This window comes from Campylobacter sp. CNRCH_2007_0968H (genome assembly GCF_025773245.1).
GTDB lineage: Bacteria > Campylobacterota > Campylobacteria > Campylobacterales > Campylobacteraceae > Campylobacter_D > Campylobacter_D lari_D.
In genome coordinates this window covers 50,368-67,255 of sequence record NZ_JAKMTQ010000004.1, presented here as the reverse complement: position 1 = coordinate 67,255, position 16,888 = coordinate 50,368, and the positions used below count along the sequence as shown (strand labels likewise).

The following is a 16,888-nucleotide window of genomic DNA, read 5'->3' as shown; positions in this document are numbered from 1 at the left end:
GCTTAGCTGTGTGTATTATGGGAGAAAATTCTTTAACTTTGTGTTCTTCTAATGCTTTGAGTGATTATGATGAGGTTTTAAACGGACTTTTAATTACCCAAGTTATATTTGGTGTGATTTTTGTCCTTGTTATTATCGTTATTTTGGGTGGTATGATAGAGCATTTTCTTAAGAAAATTATATTTATTAAAGAAGCTTTAGAAGATTTTTTTGAAAGTTTAAACTACAAAGGCGATATGAAAGATATAGATTTAAATATCAAAGGAAATGATGAATTTGCTATTATTGGTAAAGAAATCAATAATGGTATAAAAAATATCCAAAAGAATTTAAAGCAAGACAAGAAGGCTGTGTTTGAAAGTGTTCAAAAGTTGAAAGAGATAGAGCTTGGAGATTTATCTGTTAGAATTGATAATGATCCTATAAATCCTCAACTAATAGAGTTAAAAAATGTATTAAATGAATTGCTTGATATTTTAGAAGAGAAAATAGGATCAAACATCAACGAGCTTGATAGAGTGCTTGAAAGTTATAAGGCTTTAGATTTTTCAACACAGGTTGAAAATGCAAAAGGAAGTGTAGAAATAACAACAAATGTTTTAGGTTCAGAAATCAAAAAGATGTTGATTTCTTCTTCTAAATTTGCACATAAACTAACTATACAATGTGAAAAACTAGAAGAATTTATGCAAAAACTTGTTGATGGAACTTATTCTCAATCAAATTCTTTGGAAAAATCCATAAAAGCAGTAGAGCAAATAAACATTTCTATGCAAAATGTTGGAGGTAAAACTACAGAGGTTGTTTCTCAAGCTGAAAATATTAAAGAAGTAGTAAATGTGATCAAGGACATAGCAGAACAAACAAATTTATTAGCATTAAATGCTGCCATAGAAGCTGCTCGTGCGGGTGAACATGGCAGAGGTTTTGCTGTGGTTGCTGATGAAGTGCGTCATTTGGCTGAAAAGACAGAAAGAAGTTTAGGTGAGATAGAAGCTAATGTAAATATTTTAGTTCAAAGTGTTAATGATGTTTCTATATCAATGCATGAACAAACTCAAAGTATTTCACAAATCAATGATGCGATAATTCAACTAGAAGATGTCACAAAAGAAAATGTAAAAATAGCTAATTTTACTAATGAAACTACTAAAGAAGTAGGGGATATTTCTCAAGATATATTAAAAGAGGTGGAAAGTAAGAAAATTTAATACCAAGGAGCTTATTATTTTGTAATTTTGGTTATAATTTGCACTTTTAAAAAAGGTAGATTATGATTGAAAGAACAAAAATAAGCTCTAATTTTGGTTGGTTTATGGTAATTTTAGGTGGTTTGGTTGAGTGTTTTTGGGTAAGTGGTTTAAAATACTCTACTGAAATTTGGCATTATGCTTTAACAGCCATTGGAGTTTGTATATCTTTTACATGTTTTTTGAAAGCTTGTGAAAGACTTGAAGTAAGTATTACTTATAGTGTTTTTGTAGGTATTGGCACGGTTGGAGTGGTGCTTAATGAGATGTTTATTTTCAATGAGCCAAGCTCTATTACCAAGCTTACTTTAATAGCCATTTTGCTTTTAAGTATCATAGGCCTTAAAATCATTAGCAAGGAAGCTAAATAATGGAATGGTTTTTTTTATTTTTAGCGACCGCTTTTGAAATTTTTGGCGTGATTATTATGAAACAACTTGTAAGCACTAAAAATAAGCTTTATCTTTTAGCTTTGATAGTGTGTTTTGCTTTTTCATTTGGATTTTTAAGCCTTAGCATGCAAAGTATTGCTATGAGTGTGGCTTATTCTATATGGACAGGAGCTGGAACTGCAGGCGGGGTTATCATAGGGGTGCTTTTTTATAAAGAAAGCAAAAGCTTTTTAAAGCTTTTTTTGATCGCTCTTATCATTGCTTGCACCGTGGGTTTAAAAATACTTTCATAGGTTTAAAATGAAAATATACATTAGCGGTATAGACACAGATGTTGGCAAAACTTATCTAAGTGCTAGAATTTGTAAAGAATTGGGTTTTGATTATTTTAAGCTTATCCAAGCAGGCACGCCAAAAGATAGTGAGGTAGTAGCTGAGTTTAGCCCAAAAACTAAGATTTTCAAAGAAGGTGTGTTTTTAAAAACCCCTGCTTCACCGCACAAAGGTAGGATTTTAGAGAATTTAAACTATAAAGCTTTTGATATACAAATTCCACAAAGTGAAAAACTCATTATCGAACTAGCTGGTGGGCTTTTTTCGCCCCTTGATGATGAAAAAACAATGATTGATTATATGAGTGCGTTTAAGCACCCTACGATTTTAGTCGCAAAAGACTATCTAGGAAGTATCAATCACACTCTTTTAAGCATAGAAGCATTAAAACAAAGAGATATTAAAATCCTTGCTTTAATCTTAAAAACCCAAGATACTTTTAGTAAGGATTTTATAAGCAATTACGCTAAAATTCCTATCATAGAATTTGATGATAAAGTGTGCGAAAATATTAAACCAATTTTAAAAAATCTCTAAAACTTTCATTTAGCAAGCAATTTTCTAAACTTCTTTGGGAAAATAAAAATCTTCCATCACAAACAAAGCCAAGCTCATTCCAATCAATTTTATTTAATTTATCACATATTTTTTGTAAAAGATTTTTATCACATTTAAATTTTGGGAAAATAGCTAGTATAGAACCATCATAAGCTTTGCAATCATTTATAAAAAATGGATTTTTATTTCTTGTTTTTGTATTGACATAAATTCTTTCTAAATCACTTTTATAATAGTTTCTACCCCATTGCCACCAATTATCTTCATTAAATTTTTTGATTTTTCTTGTTAATAATATATTTTTATGTTGTATTAAATATTCACATGTTTTACCATAATTTCCATAAATCATCTTTTTTGTCTTTTTTGTTTTATTTGTTGAAGAACAAACGAAATCTATATTTCCAAATTTGTCATTTGTAAAAATTTTATCTGCACCACTTACAGCTCCAACTTTTACAAAAAATAATTTTGAAAATGGTATAAAATAATGATTCTTAGTAAATAGTATTTGTCCATTTATGCAATTAAATTCTTTTAAACAATTTGTACTTCTTTTAAAATTTCCTTTTTCAAATCTCCATATAGCACAATTTGGTTGGGCGTTATGAAAAATTTTTTTATCACCTAAATCTATAAAATCAGTTATACTTCCTTGAGAAAATAAAAAATTATTTAATTTTATACTAGAAGTGCTTTTTAAAAAATCTCTAGGTGTGATAAATATCAATTCGCCATTATCTTTTAAATGTAAAATGCATTTATATATGAAAAACAGATATAAATTGCTTCTTTCATCAAATATTTGACTATAAGTTTGTAGGGAAAATTTGGTGTTATATTTTATATCTTTATATTTTACATAGGGAGGATTTCCTATTATAGTATCAAACTTTTCATTTATTGGATAATCAAAAAAATCTATATTTAGTATTTGTTGATCATTTATAACATTTTTATCTATTTCTATACCTATTTTATTAGCAGGTAAATTTCTAAAAAATGCTCCATTTCCACAACTTGGCTCTAAAAACCTACCATTGTTTTTAATTAAGCTCATCATGTCACTTACTACATATTGTGGCGTAAAAACTTGCCCTAGTTCTTTTATATTAAGCATATTCATTAAAATATTTCTTAAAATGAAAATACGCATCAGCTCTAAGTTTTAAAGAATTAGCAAAACATTTCATTATAAAATCTTTGGCTTCTTTAAAATCTCTTGATATAGGACATCTATTTTCATCCCATTTTGCTTGAAAAGGTAAATTATTTCCATTAGGTGAAATTTTATTAAGACTTTTAAGTGAAGCTACAAATATATCTTGAGTATTATCTTTATTTATAATTAAAAAATAATAATCTTTGCAATTTTCTTTTAAATTCTTTTTTAAGTTATAAAAATATTGTTCCCAGTTTATATTATTAAAAATCGGAATATTTCCTGTCAATGCATAATATATACCTAGTTTACAATTTAAATTATCCGTAGTATGCGTTGTTGTGACTTTTATATTTACAGGATAAAATTCCCCGTTTTCTTCCAAACTAAAATCAAACCAAGCCCTAGCATTTGGTAAATTAATTTTAAAATCATTATTTATGATATTTATTATATCATCTTCATTTAAAGCAGAATTTATTCTTCCATCTCTTGAGTATTCTTTTAGTTGTGCTCTATTTTCTAATAAAAAATTTTGAATTTCAATAAGCTTACTTGGAAACATTTTATTCCTTATTTAGATTATTTGATATTTATTTTAAATTAAAAATCTTTAAAAATTTCTTTTAAAGATTTTACCATATAAGCAATCTCATCTTCATTTATAACATATGGTGGCATGAAATAAATTGTATTTCCAAGTGGTCTTAAAAGCAAGCCTTTTTTTAAGGCTCTTTGAAAGACTTCAAGTCCTGCTCTTTGATATTTGCTTTTTTGTATATCAAATGCACTTACCATACCTAAATTTCTAAAATTTCCTAAAAAGTCAAATTCTTTTAAACTCTCCCATTGAGTTTTTATAAAAGCACTTTTGATTTTATTTTTTGCGATGATATTTTCTTTTTCAAAAATATCCAAAGTCGCATTAGCCGCTGCACAAGCTAGGGCATTACCCGTGTAAGAGTGAGAGTGTAAAAAGGCCTTTTGGCTCTCATAGCTATCATAAAATTTCTCATAAATTTCATCTTTAGTAAGCACCACTGAAAGTGGTAAATACCCACCCGTGATAGCTTTAGAAAGACATATATAATCAATACTTTGTGAGCAATAATCAAACGCAAACATCTCCCCTGTGCGTCCAAAACCTGTGGCTATTTCATCAAATATCACTTGCACACCATAATCTTTAGCAAGTTTAACTGCCTCATCTAAATACCCAAGCTCGTACATATGCATATTGCCCGCACATTGAAGTAAAGGCTCGAGTATAAAAGAACAAATTTCATGATGATAATTTTTTAAAATACTTTCTAAAATTTCAAGTTCTTTTGTATAGTTCTTGCTTGTTGGCACAGGTGTTGTGATGCTTTTTAAAAGTAAAGGTTCATAGGTTTTTTTATAAAGCGCTACATCACCAACGCTTAATGCACCTAAGGTTTCTCCATGGTAAGAATTGCTAAGCGATAAAAATTTATCCTTTTTAGAGCCATTGTTTAGGTGGTATTGAAAACTCATTTTTAAAGCCACTTCTATGGCTGAACTACCATTGTCTGCAAAAAAGCATTTATCAAAAGGTAAAAGCTTACAAAGTCTTTGCGAAAGCTTTATGATAGGCTCATGTGAAAAGCCTGCAAGCAAGACATGCTCTAAATTTTGAAGTTGATCTTTGATTTTTTCATTGATGTATTCATTACAATGACCAAAGATATTTACCCACCAAGAGCTAATGCAGTCTATGTATGATTTTTCATCAAAATCATACAAATACACTCCCTTAGCCTTTTTTATAGGTATTAAAGGTAAAAACTCATGATCGCTCATTTGCGTGCAAGGGTGCCAAATGTGTTTTAAGTCTAGTTCTTTTAAATTCATTTTTACTTCTTTGATTTTTATTACTAATGATACTACAATTTTTACTCAAATTTATGCTTTAAAATGAAAAAGGATTATTTAGAAAATATTTATATAATTAGCTTTTATCTTAAATTTAGAGGTAAAGTATGAAAAAAGTTTTGATTATCTTAGCGATTTTATTTTTAAATTTTGCATATTCGCAAGAGGATATACTCGAAAAAGGAATTAAAGTCTATGAGAGTGGTGATTATATAAATGCTATGAAGTATTACAAACAAGCTTGTGATTTGAATAGTGGAATCAGTTGCTCTAATCTTGGTGTCATGTATGAAGATGGAAAAGGTGTTGAAAAAGATAATTTCAAAGCAGTAGAATTTTATCAAAAAGCTTGCAAATTGAATGATAATGTAGGTTGCTCTCACCTTGGGTATATGTATGCAAATGGATATGGTGTAAAAAAAGATAATTTTAAAGCAATTAGTTTTTTTCAAAAGGCTTGTGATTTAAACAATGGTTTTGGTTGTAGTGCTACTGGTGTTATGTATGCAAATAGATATGGTGTAAAAAAAGATAATTTTAAAGCAATTAGTTTTTTTCAAAAGGCTTGTGATTTAAATGATAACTTGGGTTGCTTTAATCTTGCTATTATGTATGAAAATGGCAAAGGTATTAGAAAGGATCTTTCTAAAGCTTTAGAATATTTTGGCAAGGCTTGTGATTTAAAAAATGATTTAGGTTGTCAAGCTTACGCAAGGCTTAAACAATAATGCAAATTGCACAAATTTTAGATGCGTTAAAACAACAAGATAATTTTAGAATTCTACGCTCATTAAAACATGAGGGAAAATATGTTATTTATAATGAGCAAAAATTGCTGAATTTAGCAAGCAATGATTATTTAAATTTAAGTAATGAAAAAGCATTGAAGCAAGATTTTTTAACACATTTAAAAGAATTTGAATTTTCTAGTTCAAGCTCAAGAAGCTTGAGTGGAAATTATGCGATTTTTGATGAATTTGAAAGCTTTTTAGAAGCTAAATTAGGCAGAAAAATCTTGCATTTTAACAACGGCTATGCCTTAAATGTTAGCTGTTTGCAAGCTTTAGCAAGCATTAAAAATACTTTGTTTTTAGCAGATAAACAAGTACATGCAAGTATCATCGATGGTTTAAGGCTTAGCGGGGCTAAATTTATAAGATTTAAGCACAATGATATAAAGCATTTGCAAAGCTTAGTGCAAAAGCATTATAAAGAATTTGAAAATATTATCATCATAAGTGAAGCACTATTTAGTATGGATGGAGATTTTGCACCTATAAAAGAATTCATAAATTTAAAAAAAGAATTTAAAAATATCAAAATTTACATCGATGAAGCTCATAGCATAGGGTGTTTTAATGATGATGGTTTGGGTTATGTGAAATTTTTAGGCTTAGAAAAAGAAGTGGATTTTTTAGTTTTTACCTTTGGTAAGGCCATAGCTTCCATGGGAGCTTGCATGATAAGTAATGAAAAAGATTTTTTTATCAACAAAGCAAGGGCCTTTATATACTCAACTGCCATTGCGCCTATCAATGTAGCTTGGACTTTGCATGTTTTTAAGCATTTGCATGAATTTAATACTCAAAGAAAAGAGCTTTTAGAGTTAAGCACTTGGTTTAAAAATGCTTTAGCAAGTAAAGGTACAGTTTTAGGTGAGGCTTATGTGATATCTTTTATTTTAGGGCAAAATGCACTAGCTAGTGAAATTTCACAAAAGCTTTTAGAAAATGGTATTTTTGCACCTGCTATTAAAGAGCCAACCGTAGCTAAAAATACAGCTAGAATTCGCTTTTCTTTGCATGCTGGTTTAGTGAAAAAAGACTTAGAAAAGGTTTTGGAGGTACTTTGAAAACTCATTTTTTACATGAAAATGCAAATTCATCTGAGTTGATTTTATTTTTTTCAGGATTTTGCTCGCATTTTAGCCATTTTACGCATTTAAAAAGTGATGTAAATGTTTTAATGGCGTATGATTATACGAGTTTTGATTGGGAAATTGATTTTAATAAATTTGAAAAAATCACTCTTGTTGGCTTTTCTATGGGAGTTTGCGTGGCGAGTAAAATTTTAAAAGATATAAAATTTGATAAAAAAATAGCCATAAATGGCACAAATTTACCTATAAATGATGAATTTGGGATTAAAAAAGCCATTTTTAAACTTACGATAAAAAGATTTGCTTTAGAGGATTTTAAAGCAAATTTGCTTGAAAAAAGAATGAGTTTGAGCGATGAATTTTACTTTGAAAAAAATGAGTATTTAAAAGAAGAACTTTTAAGTTTATATGAGTTTTGCACTAAAAACTTAAATGAAAATTTCACTTGGGATAAAGCCATAATCAGTAAAGATGATAAGATCTTTCCACCAAAACATGTTTTAAATTTTTTTAAAGAAAAGGCAGTGTTTATCGATGAGCCACATTTTGCATTTTTTAAATACCACACTTGGGAAGAGCTTTGCAAACTTTCATAAGAGCAAAAGATACTTATAGCGCAAATACACCAGTGCAAAAAGACATGGTTAAAGAGCTTTGTAAAATGCTTAGTGAGAATGATTTGAGCGATTTTAAAGCGGTATTTGAGTTTGGCTGTGGAGTAGGGGTTTTTAGTAAGGCTTTGCAAGAGTGTATTAAATTTAAGTATTATTTTTTAAATGATATTTATCCTTTTGAAAATCCTTGCAAGTTTGATGAATTTGGCGTTTTTGATATGAATGAACTTAAAAATCATCATTTTTATACGAAAAAATTTGATCTTATAGCTTCAAATGCTTGTATGCAGTGGCTAAAGATAGATGAGCTTTTAGAAAATTTTGCAAGCATGCTAAATAAAAATGGGATTTTGCTTTTTTCTACTTTTGGAGAAAAAAATTTCACTCAAATAAAACAAAGCACTAATTTATCACTTGAATATTTAACTTTAGAGCAAATTAGGCAAAAACTTTCTAAAAATTTTAAGATCATAAAAGCAAAAGAAGAATTAAAAGAGTTAAAATTTGATCATACTTTGGAGCTTTTTAGGCATTTGAAATTAAGCGGAGTAAATGCTTTGAGTGAAAAATTTTTCATAGGCAAGGTATTTTTAAAAAACTATGAAAAAGAATTTCAAAATACCTTGACTTATCATCCTTTATTTTTTCTAGTTAGAAAACTATAATCGCTAATGTTTTAAGTAAAATGGATAGGTAAAAAATATCAAATGGATTAAATTTAATCCATAGTGAAACAATACGCTCATCCATAAGCTTTTTGAGTATTTATAAGCTAAGCCATAAATCACGCCTGCAACACCAGCAAATACAATCATCAAAACACCGCTTTTATAATGCACTAATCCAAAAGCTATGCTTGCGATTAATAAAGCAAGATTGGGGTGAATAAATTGTGTAAGTCTTTGTTGGAGATAACCTCTAAAAAAAGCTTCTTCTACTAAAGCAACTAACAAAAGATTTGAAAATAAAAAATATAAAATCCATGATGGTATGCTTATTTCTAGTTTGATAACACCCAAATACCAAGGCACGCACAGCAAAAGAATAGGAGATAAAAGCAATAAGCTCCATTTTAGCACTGAAGCTTTGGTGTAGTTTGTGTTTTTAAATAAAATAGGAAAAAGTATAAAAAGTATAAAAACCCCTAGTGGCTTGTCAATACTAAAGTAAAGATTAAAAGGTGCGCTATTTGTGCTTGCATAAACTTGATCTAAAACTTTGATGTTATTTACACCAGGGATAAAATGAAGAAATAAAGCTAAAGCATAGATAAATAATGCTATTTCTAATATGAAAATTTTTTTATACTGATACAATATAGCCGTTATAAAAACTAATACATTAATCACTATAAAAGTTATATCTATAATTTTAAATACATATCCCAACAAGACTGAAAAGAGTAAAAAAATATACGAAATTTTGACTTTATCAAATGAAAGCAATATCAAAGAAATAGCCAAAAAAAGATGAGTGCTTAAAGCTAACATATAAAATCCTTGTTTATGATTGATCTAGATATAGTTTTACTACTTCTTCTCTTAGGTAAAGCTTTTTTAAATCATTTACATTTATATATTTAAGACAAAAGCGTAAATTTTGTTACTTTTTATAAAACTTACAATTTGTCTATATTGTTTTAAATTCCAGTTTGTGTTTTCACTTAGCTTGATGATATTTATAATTTTTACCTTTGTAGTGAAAAATTTATTATTATCTTTTACAATACCTTTATTGAGTGTAATTAAGACATTGAAAATTTTAAAGTAGAAGCAGATAAAATGCATTTTATTTGCTTTTTTAAAATCGTTTTATTTTCTTTTTCATGAAAAAATTTTTTAATTCTTGTTGATCTCTTATAGCAATGTTTTCTTTGATGATTTTAAATCCTGCTTTTAAAAAGAAATTTTTAGCGCTAAGACTAGCAAAAGTATAAATTTCACTATAAGGGTAGTTTTTAAGAGCAAATTCTAATAAAGCTTTACCATAACCTTGATGAGCATAGTTTGCATGAGTAAAGCAAAGATCGAGTGTTTTTTCTTCTAAATTTATACTTATAAAAGATATGATTTGACCTTTTTCTTTATAAGCAAAGCCTAGTTGATTTTGAAATTTTCTTTCCCAAGTTTTTTGGTCTATATTAATCCATGCATGAATTTGTTCTTTTGTATAATCATTTTTACAAAGAGTGGATACGCTTTGTTTAAAAAGCTTGATACAAGGAGCTAAGTCTTTTATATCAAGCTTTCTTATCAAGCACTTTCCTTAAAGCCAAAGAAGCTAAAGCAAGTCCAAAAGAAGCTGTCACACCCATAAATGAGCCAAGATCTTTACAATGAGCTTCTTCATCTGAAAATACCACATCAAAATCCCCTTTAAAGCCCGATTTTCTAAGTTCATAGCGGAATTTTTTAGCTAAAGCATCGCCATGTGTTTTAAATATGCTTGTCGTTTTAATACGCGTTGGATCAAGCTTTCTAGCTCCACCGGTTGATGAGATAAAAATTTGCTTTTTCAAATCAAGTAAATTAGCCAAAGCAACCTTAGCAGGTATATCATCAATCGCATCGATGATAAGATCAAATTCACTCAAATTAAAACTTTTCAAAAACTCATCATCGATTTTACTGACTATACCTTTAGCATTGTAAATACGCTCAAAAACCTTAGCTTTTTCTTCGCCTATATTTTCACTATGAAGCTGGCGGTTTTGATTAGTAGTTTCAAATTTATCCGCATCAATTAAAGTTAGATTACTAAAGCCACTTCTAAAAAGCGCATCAACACAAATTCCACCAACTCCACCAAGCCCACAAACTAAAACTTTAGTGTTTTGAATTTTGATAAAATTTTCTTCATTAATAAGCCATTTTATACGCGTGTATCTATCCATTTTTTCATCCATTTTTTGAGATTTTTCATTTGTTTATAAGCTGTTAGATCAAGCATTATAGGGGTTATTGTGGCATAGCCTTGTTTTAAAAGTGCTATGTCTGAATCTTTTTCATTTTCATGATCAAGATTAGCAGCAGCTAGCCAGTAGTATTCTACACCTCTTGGATTTGTATTTGAGTGTGCTTTATAGCTATAAATTCTTTTACCTGCTTTGCAAATTTTTAAGCCTTGAAAGGCTGTTTTGCTAGAAGGAAAGTTGATATTTAAAAATTCTTTTTTATCTAAAGGAAAGCCCTTTTCAAAGATATTTTTGACTATTTTTTTAGTAAGTTTTAAAGCAAGTTTATAATCAAGCTCTTTTTGATTATCTTTGTAAAATTGCGATAAAGCTATGGCAGGAATTCCATGAAGTACTGCTTCCATAGCACCTGCGCAAGTTCCTGAGTAGGTTATATCCTCGCCTACATTAGCACCTTTGTTAATTCCACTTATGACAAGATCAGGCAAACGCTTTTTATATAAAGCATGTAAAGCTAGATAAATACAATCTGCAGGCGTGCCATCATCAAGCTTGTAAAATCTTTTACTAACCTTATGAAATCTTAAAGGCTTAGTTAGTGTTATGGAGTGTGAGCATGCTGATTTTTCACTAGCAGGAGCTACTATGGTAATTTTAGCTTTAAAATGCTTTCTTAGCATTTTTATAAGCTTTTTTAAACCCTCACTTTCATAGCCATCATCGTTTGTTATTAAAATTTCTTTCATGTTTTTTCCTTTTTTTAAATTCTAACACAAGTAATACAATATTTTTTATTACTAAATTGTTTTTTCATTTTTTAAATATTAAAATTATAGTTTTGATTAATTTTTTAAAGGAAAGAATGATGTCAAAACTTTTACTTTTTAGTGCTTCTGGCTATAAAGATAGTGCTTATTTAAGTCATACTAGAGAATTTATAGATGATTTTTTAAAAGAAAATTCCATGAAAGATGAAGAAATTCTTTTTATACCTTATGCGGGTGTTAGAAGGACTTATGATGCTTATGAAGCTAAGGTAAAAGAAGGCTTGAAAAAAGATAATATCAAATCATTACACCATTTTGAAAATTTAAAAGAAACGATTTTAAATGCAAAAGTTTTTTTAGTAGGTGGTGGCAATAGTTTTATGCTTTTGCATAAATTATATGAAAATGATTTGCTTGAAGTGTTAAAAGAGCGTATTGAAAAAGGGGCTTGTTATATAGGTTGGAGCGCAGGCTCAAATATAGCAGGTCTTAGCATAAAAACAACTAATGATATGCCTATTGTTATGCCAAAAAGTTTTGATAGTTTAGGGGTTTTTCCTTATCAAATCAACCCACATTTTATTGGCGGGAAAATTCCTGGACACAACGGAGAAAGTAGAGAGGAGCGTTTGGAAGAGTTTTTATTAACTAATCCAAAAGACATTGTTTATGCTATACCGGAGGGTTCTGCATTAAAAGTGCAAGATGATAGCTTAAAAATCATAGGTCATCATGATGTGTTAAAACTAAGCTATCCATTTAATGTAGAATATTTAAAAGTCAATCAAATAACTAAAATCTAAAGGAGAAAAATGCAAACTTTTTATCTTTTAGCTGCGATTTTTGGTATTGTGGCTGTGGTTTATTTGCTTATTAAAAAAGTAGAAACAAAAACAGCTTTAATTAGTGTTGGTTTTATTTTATGTTTGATTTCGCTTAAGCCCATTGAAGCTTTGAGTGCTTTTACACATGCTATGGTGCAACCTGCTTTGATTAAGGCAATTTGTGCAAGTATGGGCTTTGCTTTTGTGATGAAAGTGACTAAATGTGATAAACATTTGGTTAAATTACTTACAACACCTTTGAAAAATGTAGGATTTTTCTTAATCCCACTTGCTTTTATGGTAACTTTTTTCATCGCTATAGCTATACCTTCAGCGGCAGGATGTTCAGCTGCAGTTGGTGCGACTTTAATACCACTTTTAATGGCTTCGGGTATAAAACCTGCCATGGCAGCAGCAACAGTGCTTTGTGGAACTATAGGAGGAATTTTAAGTCCAGGTGTTTCTCATACGGCTTTGATTTCTGAAATTTCAGGGAAAAATATACAAGAAATTGTTTTAACTCAAACTCCAAATGCATTAACAGCAGGAGTGATAGTGATGATTTCTTTGATGATTATGGCAGTGATTTTTAAAGATTATCAAAAAGGGCAAGTTTTTGAAGTGGCTAATCAAAACAAGACTGAAGATAATATTGAAAAAGTAAATGTATTTTATGCGCTTATGCCTTTAGTGCCTTTGATTGTACTAATCATAGGCGCAAGTCCTTTAAATGATTATGAGTTTTTAACATGGACAAAACAAGTTGGAGTTGCTGAAGCCATGCTTTTAGGGGCGATTATAGCTTTGGTAGTAACTATGAGTAAGCCTGATAATATTTTTAAAGAGTTTTTCAATGGTATGGGAAAATCTTATGCAGAGATTATAGGGATTATCATAGCTGCTAGTGTTTTTGTTGCGGGTTTAAAAGCATGCGGTGTAATTGATATTATCATAGAATGGCTTAAAAATGAACAGCATTATGTGCGTTTTGGTGGAACTTTTATACCATTTTTAATGGCTATGATTACAGGTAGCGGTGATGCTGCTGCTATGGCATTTAACAAGGCTGTAACTATTCATGCTCAAGATCTTGGTTTTGATCAAGTTAAACTTGGTACTGCAGTGGCAATGTCAGCAGTGCTTGGAAGATACCTTTCGCCTATTTTAGGAGCTTGCATTATCGTTTCAGCTATAGCTGGGGTTAGTCCTTTAGAAATTGTTAAAAGAACTGCTTTAGGTTGTGTTGTTTCGGTGGTTGTAATTGCTTTTGTGTTATTATAATTTTAAGCCTTAAAAGGCTTAAATTTATTTTGCGGCTAGGATGATGATTTCTTGTATAACTTTGCTTGCTGCTTTTAAAGATTTAACAGGTAAATACTCATAAATAGAGTGAAAATTATGTGCTCCGGTAAAGATATTTGGACAAGGTAGGCCTTTTTCTGAAAGCACCGCTCCATCGTATCCTCCACGCATAGGAATGATTTTAGTTTTGATATTTAAATTTTCATAAGCTTGTAAAGCAAGTTTAATAGGCAAAGATTTGGTTGTTTTTAGACTATTAAAGACATTTTTATAACGATCGTTAAGTTTAATGTTAATTCTTTCTTCTCCGTATAGCTTTTTAAAACTATCGTTTAAATCTTGTAAAAATTGCATTCTTTGTTTGTATTTTTCATCATCAAATTCTCTAATATCTATTTTTAAAATAGTTTTAGCACTATTTCCCTTGAGTTCTTTAACCCAAAAATATCCTTCTTTATTTTCTGTGTATTCAGGTGCTTCGCCATTTGGAAGCATAGAGATAAATTTATGTGCTAAAAGTAAAGAATTAACTAATTTTCCCTTAGCACTCATAGGATGAGCAGATTTTCCTATAAATTCTACTTCACAATCTCCTGCATTCCAATTTTCATAAATAAACTCTCCTATCTCGCAACAATCTAAACAATATCCAAAATCAGCATTAATTTCTTTTATATCAAAAGCTTTTGCACCTCTTAAACCTTGTTCTTCATCAGGTAAAAAGCAAGCATAAATATCACCATGCTTAATATCAGGATTTTTAACAAAAAATTCAAGCATATCCATAATAGCTGCAATAGCTGCTTTATCATCAGCTCCAAGCAAGCTTGTGCCATCAGTGTGGATAATATCATCTCCTATGTAGTTTTTAAGCTCTTTAAATTCACTTTCTTTCAAATAAAGATCTAAGTTTTTATTTAAGCATATATCTCCACCTTGATACTTAGTGATTTGTGCTTTGGTGTCATTAGTTTGTTCCATACTTGTATCTAAATGCGCAAAAAAGGCTATTTTAGGAGCATTTGGAGTGTTTGCTGGTAAAAGAGCTGTGGTAATGGTGTTTTCTCTTCTTTTGATGTCTTTTAAACCTAGTTCTTGTAATTCTTTTTCAAGTAATTTTGCAAGCTCCATTTGATTAGGACTTGATGGCATAATGCCTTTGGCGCCATTTTCTCTACTTGTAGTAGTATTAATCTTAGTGTAATTTATAAATCTTTGTACAATATCCATAATTTTTCCTTTTTAGATTAAAATTAATAAAATTATAACAATTCATTTTTAAAATATTTGATCAATCTAAGAAGATTTTATTAAATGATATTTTCTATCAAAATTTATTTAAAATTATGATAATATATTTAAATTTATATTTTTTAAGGAGAGAATATGCAAAAACTTAGATTTATGATGATATTGAGCGTATTTATAACTTTTTTTGTTGGATGTTCTTCTAAAGAAATCAATCCTTTAGGGCGTTCTTTTGGAGAATTTAGCGATGGAGATCCTTTGAAAATAGGTAAAAATCCAACTCCACCGGCTAAACAAAAAACACCAACTTTAGTGGAAGGTAAGAAAATCCCAGCTATACCACTTGAGCCACCTCTTATGAAAGTCAATACTTTTAAAGGAGATAATGCTGTAAAAGGACCATTACCAAGGCTTACATCAAGCAATGGATTTACTTCAAATGCTTTGTATGAAAATATAGGATTTGTAAGCGATTTTGTAACTATTATGAACCCAAATGGAGCTGCATTAACGGTTTGGGCTTTAAATCCAGGCAATTGGATATGGGGGTATAATTTATTTGATAGTAAATCTTTTGGTGATGCAAGAGTGTGGCAACTCATTGAATTTCCAAATAATACTGTGATGATTAAAAATGCAAAAACTTTAACTTGCTTAAATGCTTATGGTAATGGTATAGTACATTATCCTTGCGATCAGACAAATTTTGCACAATTTTGGAGATTATATCCTATGAGCAATGGTGCTTATCAAATTCAAAATTTTGCAACACAACAATGTATACAAACGACAGTTGGAAATGTAATGGAGGAATTTTATTTTGACTATTATAGTATTTATTTGACACCTTGTTTGAAATCAAAAGAAAAAAATTTAGATAGACAATGGAGCATTAGTGCGCCTGCTTTTCAAACAAGATCGCCTTATGCTTATACGGGAGAGTGATGATGAAAAAGATAGTATTTTTGATTTTTAGTTTTAATTTATTATTTGCTGCTTTGGAAAATTATAATAGCGGTACTTGGAATTTACAAGGTGCATCAGCTTCTACCGAAAGTAAGTGGAATATTAGTATAAGACAGCTTGTAACCGGTGCTAATCCTATGGATATTTTGGCTGTTCAAGAAGCAGGAGTTTTACCAAGTACTGCTATAATGACGCCAAGACAAGTTCAACCCGTGGGAGTTGGCATTCCTATTCATGAGTATGAGTGGAATTTGGGCTCATCAAGTCGTCCAAATTCAGTTTATATATACTACTCAAGAGTTGATGTTGGGGCAAATCGCGTAAATATGGCTATTGTGAGTAGAACGCGAGCTGATGAGGTGATAGTTTTACCGCCTCCAACCGTTGCTTCAAGGCCTATTATAGGAATTCGTATAGGAAATGATGCGTTTTTTAGCATACACGCTTTATCAAGAGGTGGTAATGATGCAGGGGCTATTATAAGTGCTGTGGATATGCACTTTAGGAATATGCCACAGGTTAATTGGATGATTTTAGGGGATTTTAACAGACCTCCTGGGACTATTGTAAATTTAATTGATCCGGATTTAAGATCTCGCATTAATATAGTCGCACCTCCTTCTTTTACACAAACAGGTGGCAATACAATTGATTATGCGATTACGGGAAATTCAAGCACTACATCTTTATATAGTCCGCCTAGAATTCTTGCAATCTTAGCTGTAGCAGGACTTAGGACTTTTTTAGCTTCGGATCATTTTCCTGTAAATTTTAGAAGACCTTAGG

20 protein-coding genes and 2 pseudogenes are annotated in these 16,888 nt (G+C 30.0%); 12 read left to right on the top strand and 10 right to left on the bottom strand.

The window, feature by feature from the left end; translation table 11 throughout:
* Positions 1-17: 17 nt before the first annotated feature.
* The 4 genes from L8Y18_RS08725 (at position 18) to bioD (ending at position 2,512) form a co-directional block, all read left to right on the top strand.
* Positions 18-1,211: a methyl-accepting chemotaxis protein gene (locus L8Y18_RS08725; RefSeq protein WP_404842198.1), complete on the top strand. Its 1,194-nt coding sequence runs from the start codon at positions 18-20 to the stop codon at positions 1,209-1,211.
* A 62-nt stretch (positions 1,212-1,273) separates the two neighbouring features.
* Positions 1,274-1,621 carry a DMT family transporter gene (locus L8Y18_RS03335; RefSeq protein WP_263676235.1) on the top strand — a complete coding sequence of 116 codons (348 nt, stop codon included), beginning with the start codon at positions 1,274-1,276 and terminating at the stop codon, positions 1,619-1,621.
* Positions 1,621-1,935 carry a DMT family transporter gene (locus L8Y18_RS03330; protein WP_087699706.1) on the top strand — a complete coding sequence of 105 codons (315 nt, stop codon included), beginning with the start codon at positions 1,621-1,623 and terminating at the stop codon, positions 1,933-1,935. The genes L8Y18_RS03335 and L8Y18_RS03330 overlap by 1 nt, the downstream gene beginning before the upstream one ends.
* Before the next feature lie 7 nt (positions 1,936-1,942).
* Positions 1,943-2,512 carry a dethiobiotin synthase gene (gene bioD / locus L8Y18_RS03325; protein ID WP_263664570.1) on the top strand — a complete coding sequence of 190 codons (570 nt, stop codon included), beginning with the start codon at positions 1,943-1,945 and terminating at the stop codon, positions 2,510-2,512.
* On the opposite strand, the gene L8Y18_RS03320 is transcribed toward bioD, so the two are convergent.
* Genes L8Y18_RS03320 through L8Y18_RS03310 form a run of 3 tightly spaced genes read right to left on the bottom strand, consistent with a single transcriptional unit; the run spans position 2,487 to position 5,567 of the window.
* Entirely contained in the window at positions 2,487-3,659 is a 1,173-nt protein-coding gene (locus L8Y18_RS03320) for a class I SAM-dependent methyltransferase (protein ID WP_263664571.1), read from the bottom strand. The genes bioD and L8Y18_RS03320 overlap by 26 nt on opposite strands.
* Entirely contained in the window at positions 3,646-4,260 is a 615-nt protein-coding gene (locus L8Y18_RS03315; protein WP_263664572.1) for a restriction endonuclease, read from the bottom strand. Before L8Y18_RS03315 ends, L8Y18_RS03320 begins: the two co-directional genes overlap by 14 nt.
* Before the next feature lie 38 nt (positions 4,261-4,298).
* The gene (locus tag L8Y18_RS03310) at positions 4,299-5,567 is read right to left on the bottom strand and encodes an adenosylmethionine--8-amino-7-oxononanoate transaminase (protein ID WP_263676234.1); all 1,269 of its coding nucleotides are present in this window, start codon (positions 5,565-5,567) and stop codon (positions 4,299-4,301) included.
* 128 nt (positions 5,568-5,695) lie between these two features.
* On the opposite strand from L8Y18_RS03310, the gene L8Y18_RS03305 reads away from it, so the two are divergent.
* Genes L8Y18_RS03305 through L8Y18_RS03290 form a run of 4 tightly spaced genes read left to right on the top strand, consistent with a single transcriptional unit; the run spans position 5,696 to position 8,746 of the window.
* Complete coding sequence (locus tag L8Y18_RS03305) at positions 5,696-6,316, top strand: tetratricopeptide repeat protein (protein WP_263676233.1); 621 nt, start codon at positions 5,696-5,698, stop codon at positions 6,314-6,316.
* Positions 6,316-7,440, top strand: coding sequence for an aminotransferase class I/II-fold pyridoxal phosphate-dependent enzyme (locus L8Y18_RS03300; protein WP_263676232.1), 1,125 nt, complete (start codon positions 6,316-6,318; stop codon positions 7,438-7,440). Before L8Y18_RS03305 ends, L8Y18_RS03300 begins: the two co-directional genes overlap by 1 nt.
* Positions 7,437-8,063 carry a pimeloyl-ACP methyl esterase BioG family protein gene (locus tag L8Y18_RS03295; protein ID WP_263676231.1) on the top strand — a complete coding sequence of 209 codons (627 nt, stop codon included), beginning with the start codon at positions 7,437-7,439 and terminating at the stop codon, positions 8,061-8,063. The genes L8Y18_RS03300 and L8Y18_RS03295 overlap by 4 nt, the downstream gene beginning before the upstream one ends.
* Positions 8,048-8,746, top strand: coding sequence for a methyltransferase domain-containing protein (locus L8Y18_RS03290; RefSeq protein WP_263676229.1), 699 nt, complete (start codon positions 8,048-8,050; stop codon positions 8,744-8,746). Before L8Y18_RS03295 ends, L8Y18_RS03290 begins: the two co-directional genes overlap by 16 nt.
* A 3-nt stretch (positions 8,747-8,749) precedes the next feature.
* Here the strand turns inward: L8Y18_RS03290 and L8Y18_RS03285 are convergent, their stop codons facing one another.
* The 6 genes and pseudogenes from L8Y18_RS03285 to surE form a co-directional block, all read right to left on the bottom strand.
* Positions 8,750-9,571 carry a CPBP family intramembrane glutamic endopeptidase gene (locus L8Y18_RS03285; RefSeq protein WP_263662777.1) on the bottom strand — a complete coding sequence of 274 codons (822 nt, stop codon included), beginning with the start codon at positions 9,569-9,571 and terminating at the stop codon, positions 8,750-8,752.
* Positions 9,572-9,584: 13 nt separating this feature from the next.
* Positions 9,585-9,766, bottom strand: a pseudogene (locus L8Y18_RS08720) (class D beta-lactamase); the annotation flags it as partial.
* Positions 9,767-9,796: 30 nt separating this feature from the next.
* A pseudogene (locus L8Y18_RS08715) lies at positions 9,797-9,892 on the bottom strand (class D beta-lactamase); the annotation flags it as partial.
* Positions 9,882-10,337 (bottom strand): GNAT family N-acetyltransferase, encoded by a 456-nt coding sequence (locus tag L8Y18_RS03275; protein WP_263676228.1) that lies wholly within the window; start codon positions 10,335-10,337, stop codon positions 9,882-9,884. The pseudogene L8Y18_RS08715 and the gene L8Y18_RS03275, both read right to left, overlap by 11 nt.
* Positions 10,321-10,974, bottom strand: coding sequence for a ThiF family adenylyltransferase (locus L8Y18_RS03270; RefSeq protein ID WP_220566570.1), 654 nt, complete (start codon positions 10,972-10,974; stop codon positions 10,321-10,323). The genes L8Y18_RS03275 and L8Y18_RS03270 overlap by 17 nt, the downstream gene beginning before the upstream one ends.
* Entirely contained in the window at positions 10,953-11,741 is a 789-nt protein-coding gene (gene surE, locus L8Y18_RS03265) for a 5'/3'-nucleotidase SurE (protein WP_263676226.1), read from the bottom strand. The genes L8Y18_RS03270 and surE overlap by 22 nt, the downstream gene beginning before the upstream one ends.
* A 119-nt stretch (positions 11,742-11,860) precedes the next feature.
* Between surE and pepE the strand changes: the two genes are divergently transcribed.
* Both pepE and dcuC read left to right on the top strand, forming a co-directional pair.
* Positions 11,861-12,565, top strand: a complete 705-nt coding sequence (gene pepE / locus L8Y18_RS03260) for a dipeptidase PepE (RefSeq protein WP_263664578.1) — start codon at positions 11,861-11,863, stop codon at positions 12,563-12,565.
* A 9-nt stretch (positions 12,566-12,574) separates the two neighbouring features.
* Complete coding sequence (gene dcuC / locus L8Y18_RS03255) at positions 12,575-13,867, top strand: C4-dicarboxylate transporter DcuC (protein WP_263664579.1); 1,293 nt, start codon at positions 12,575-12,577, stop codon at positions 13,865-13,867.
* Positions 13,868-13,891: 24 nt separating this feature from the next.
* Here the strand turns inward: dcuC and pepT are convergent, their stop codons facing one another.
* Entirely contained in the window at positions 13,892-15,118 is a 1,227-nt protein-coding gene (pepT, locus tag L8Y18_RS03250; protein WP_133319528.1) for a peptidase T, read from the bottom strand.
* Between the two features lie 156 nt (positions 15,119-15,274).
* Between pepT and L8Y18_RS03245 the strand changes: the two genes are divergently transcribed.
* Together L8Y18_RS03245 and L8Y18_RS03240 are read left to right on the top strand one after the other, a co-directional pair.
* Entirely contained in the window at positions 15,275-16,081 is an 807-nt protein-coding gene (locus tag L8Y18_RS03245) for a cytolethal distending toxin subunit A/C (protein ID WP_133319529.1), read from the top strand.
* 2 nt (positions 16,082-16,083) lie between these two features.
* Positions 16,084-16,887, top strand: coding sequence for a cytolethal distending toxin subunit B family protein (locus L8Y18_RS03240; protein ID WP_133319572.1), 804 nt, complete (start codon positions 16,084-16,086; stop codon positions 16,885-16,887).
* The last annotated feature ends 1 nt before the right edge of the window (position 16,888 follow it).

Bases quoted from the DNA above. Each gene is read 5' to 3' on its own strand.
- L8Y18_RS03305 (WP_263676233.1), top strand. From the start codon at position 5,696: ATGAAAAAAGTTTTGATTATCTTAGCGATTTTATTTTTAAATTTTGCA.
- L8Y18_RS03315 (WP_263664572.1), bottom strand. From the start codon at position 4,260: ATGTTTCCAAGTAAGCTTATTGAAATTCAAAATTTTTTATTAGAAAAT.
- L8Y18_RS03300 (WP_263676232.1), top strand. From the start codon at position 6,316: ATGCAAATTGCACAAATTTTAGATGCGTTAAAACAACAAGATAATTTT.
- L8Y18_RS03335 (WP_263676235.1), top strand. From the start codon at position 1,274: ATGATTGAAAGAACAAAAATAAGCTCTAATTTTGGTTGGTTTATGGTA.
- surE (WP_263676226.1), bottom strand. From the start codon at position 11,741: ATGAAAGAAATTTTAATAACAAACGATGATGGCTATGAAAGTGAGGGT.
- L8Y18_RS03240 (WP_133319572.1), top strand. From the start codon at position 16,084: ATGAAAAAGATAGTATTTTTGATTTTTAGTTTTAATTTATTATTTGCT.
- L8Y18_RS03330 (WP_087699706.1), top strand. From the start codon at position 1,621: ATGGAATGGTTTTTTTTATTTTTAGCGACCGCTTTTGAAATTTTTGGC.
- dcuC (WP_263664579.1), top strand. From the start codon at position 12,575: ATGCAAACTTTTTATCTTTTAGCTGCGATTTTTGGTATTGTGGCTGTG.
- pepT (WP_133319528.1), bottom strand. From the start codon at position 15,118: ATGGATATTGTACAAAGATTTATAAATTACACTAAGATTAATACTACT.
- pepE (WP_263664578.1), top strand. From the start codon at position 11,861: ATGTCAAAACTTTTACTTTTTAGTGCTTCTGGCTATAAAGATAGTGCT.
- L8Y18_RS03320 (WP_263664571.1), bottom strand. From the start codon at position 3,659: ATGAATATGCTTAATATAAAAGAACTAGGGCAAGTTTTTACGCCACAA.
- L8Y18_RS08725 (WP_404842198.1), top strand. From the start codon at position 18: ATGGGAGAAAATTCTTTAACTTTGTGTTCTTCTAATGCTTTGAGTGAT.
- L8Y18_RS03270 (WP_220566570.1), bottom strand. From the start codon at position 10,974: ATGGATAGATACACGCGTATAAAATGGCTTATTAATGAAGAAAATTTT.
- L8Y18_RS03285 (WP_263662777.1), bottom strand. From the start codon at position 9,571: ATGTTAGCTTTAAGCACTCATCTTTTTTTGGCTATTTCTTTGATATTG.
- bioD (WP_263664570.1), top strand. From the start codon at position 1,943: ATGAAAATATACATTAGCGGTATAGACACAGATGTTGGCAAAACTTAT.
- L8Y18_RS03245 (WP_133319529.1), top strand. From the start codon at position 15,275: ATGCAAAAACTTAGATTTATGATGATATTGAGCGTATTTATAACTTTT.
- L8Y18_RS03310 (WP_263676234.1), bottom strand. From the start codon at position 5,567: ATGAATTTAAAAGAACTAGACTTAAAACACATTTGGCACCCTTGCACG.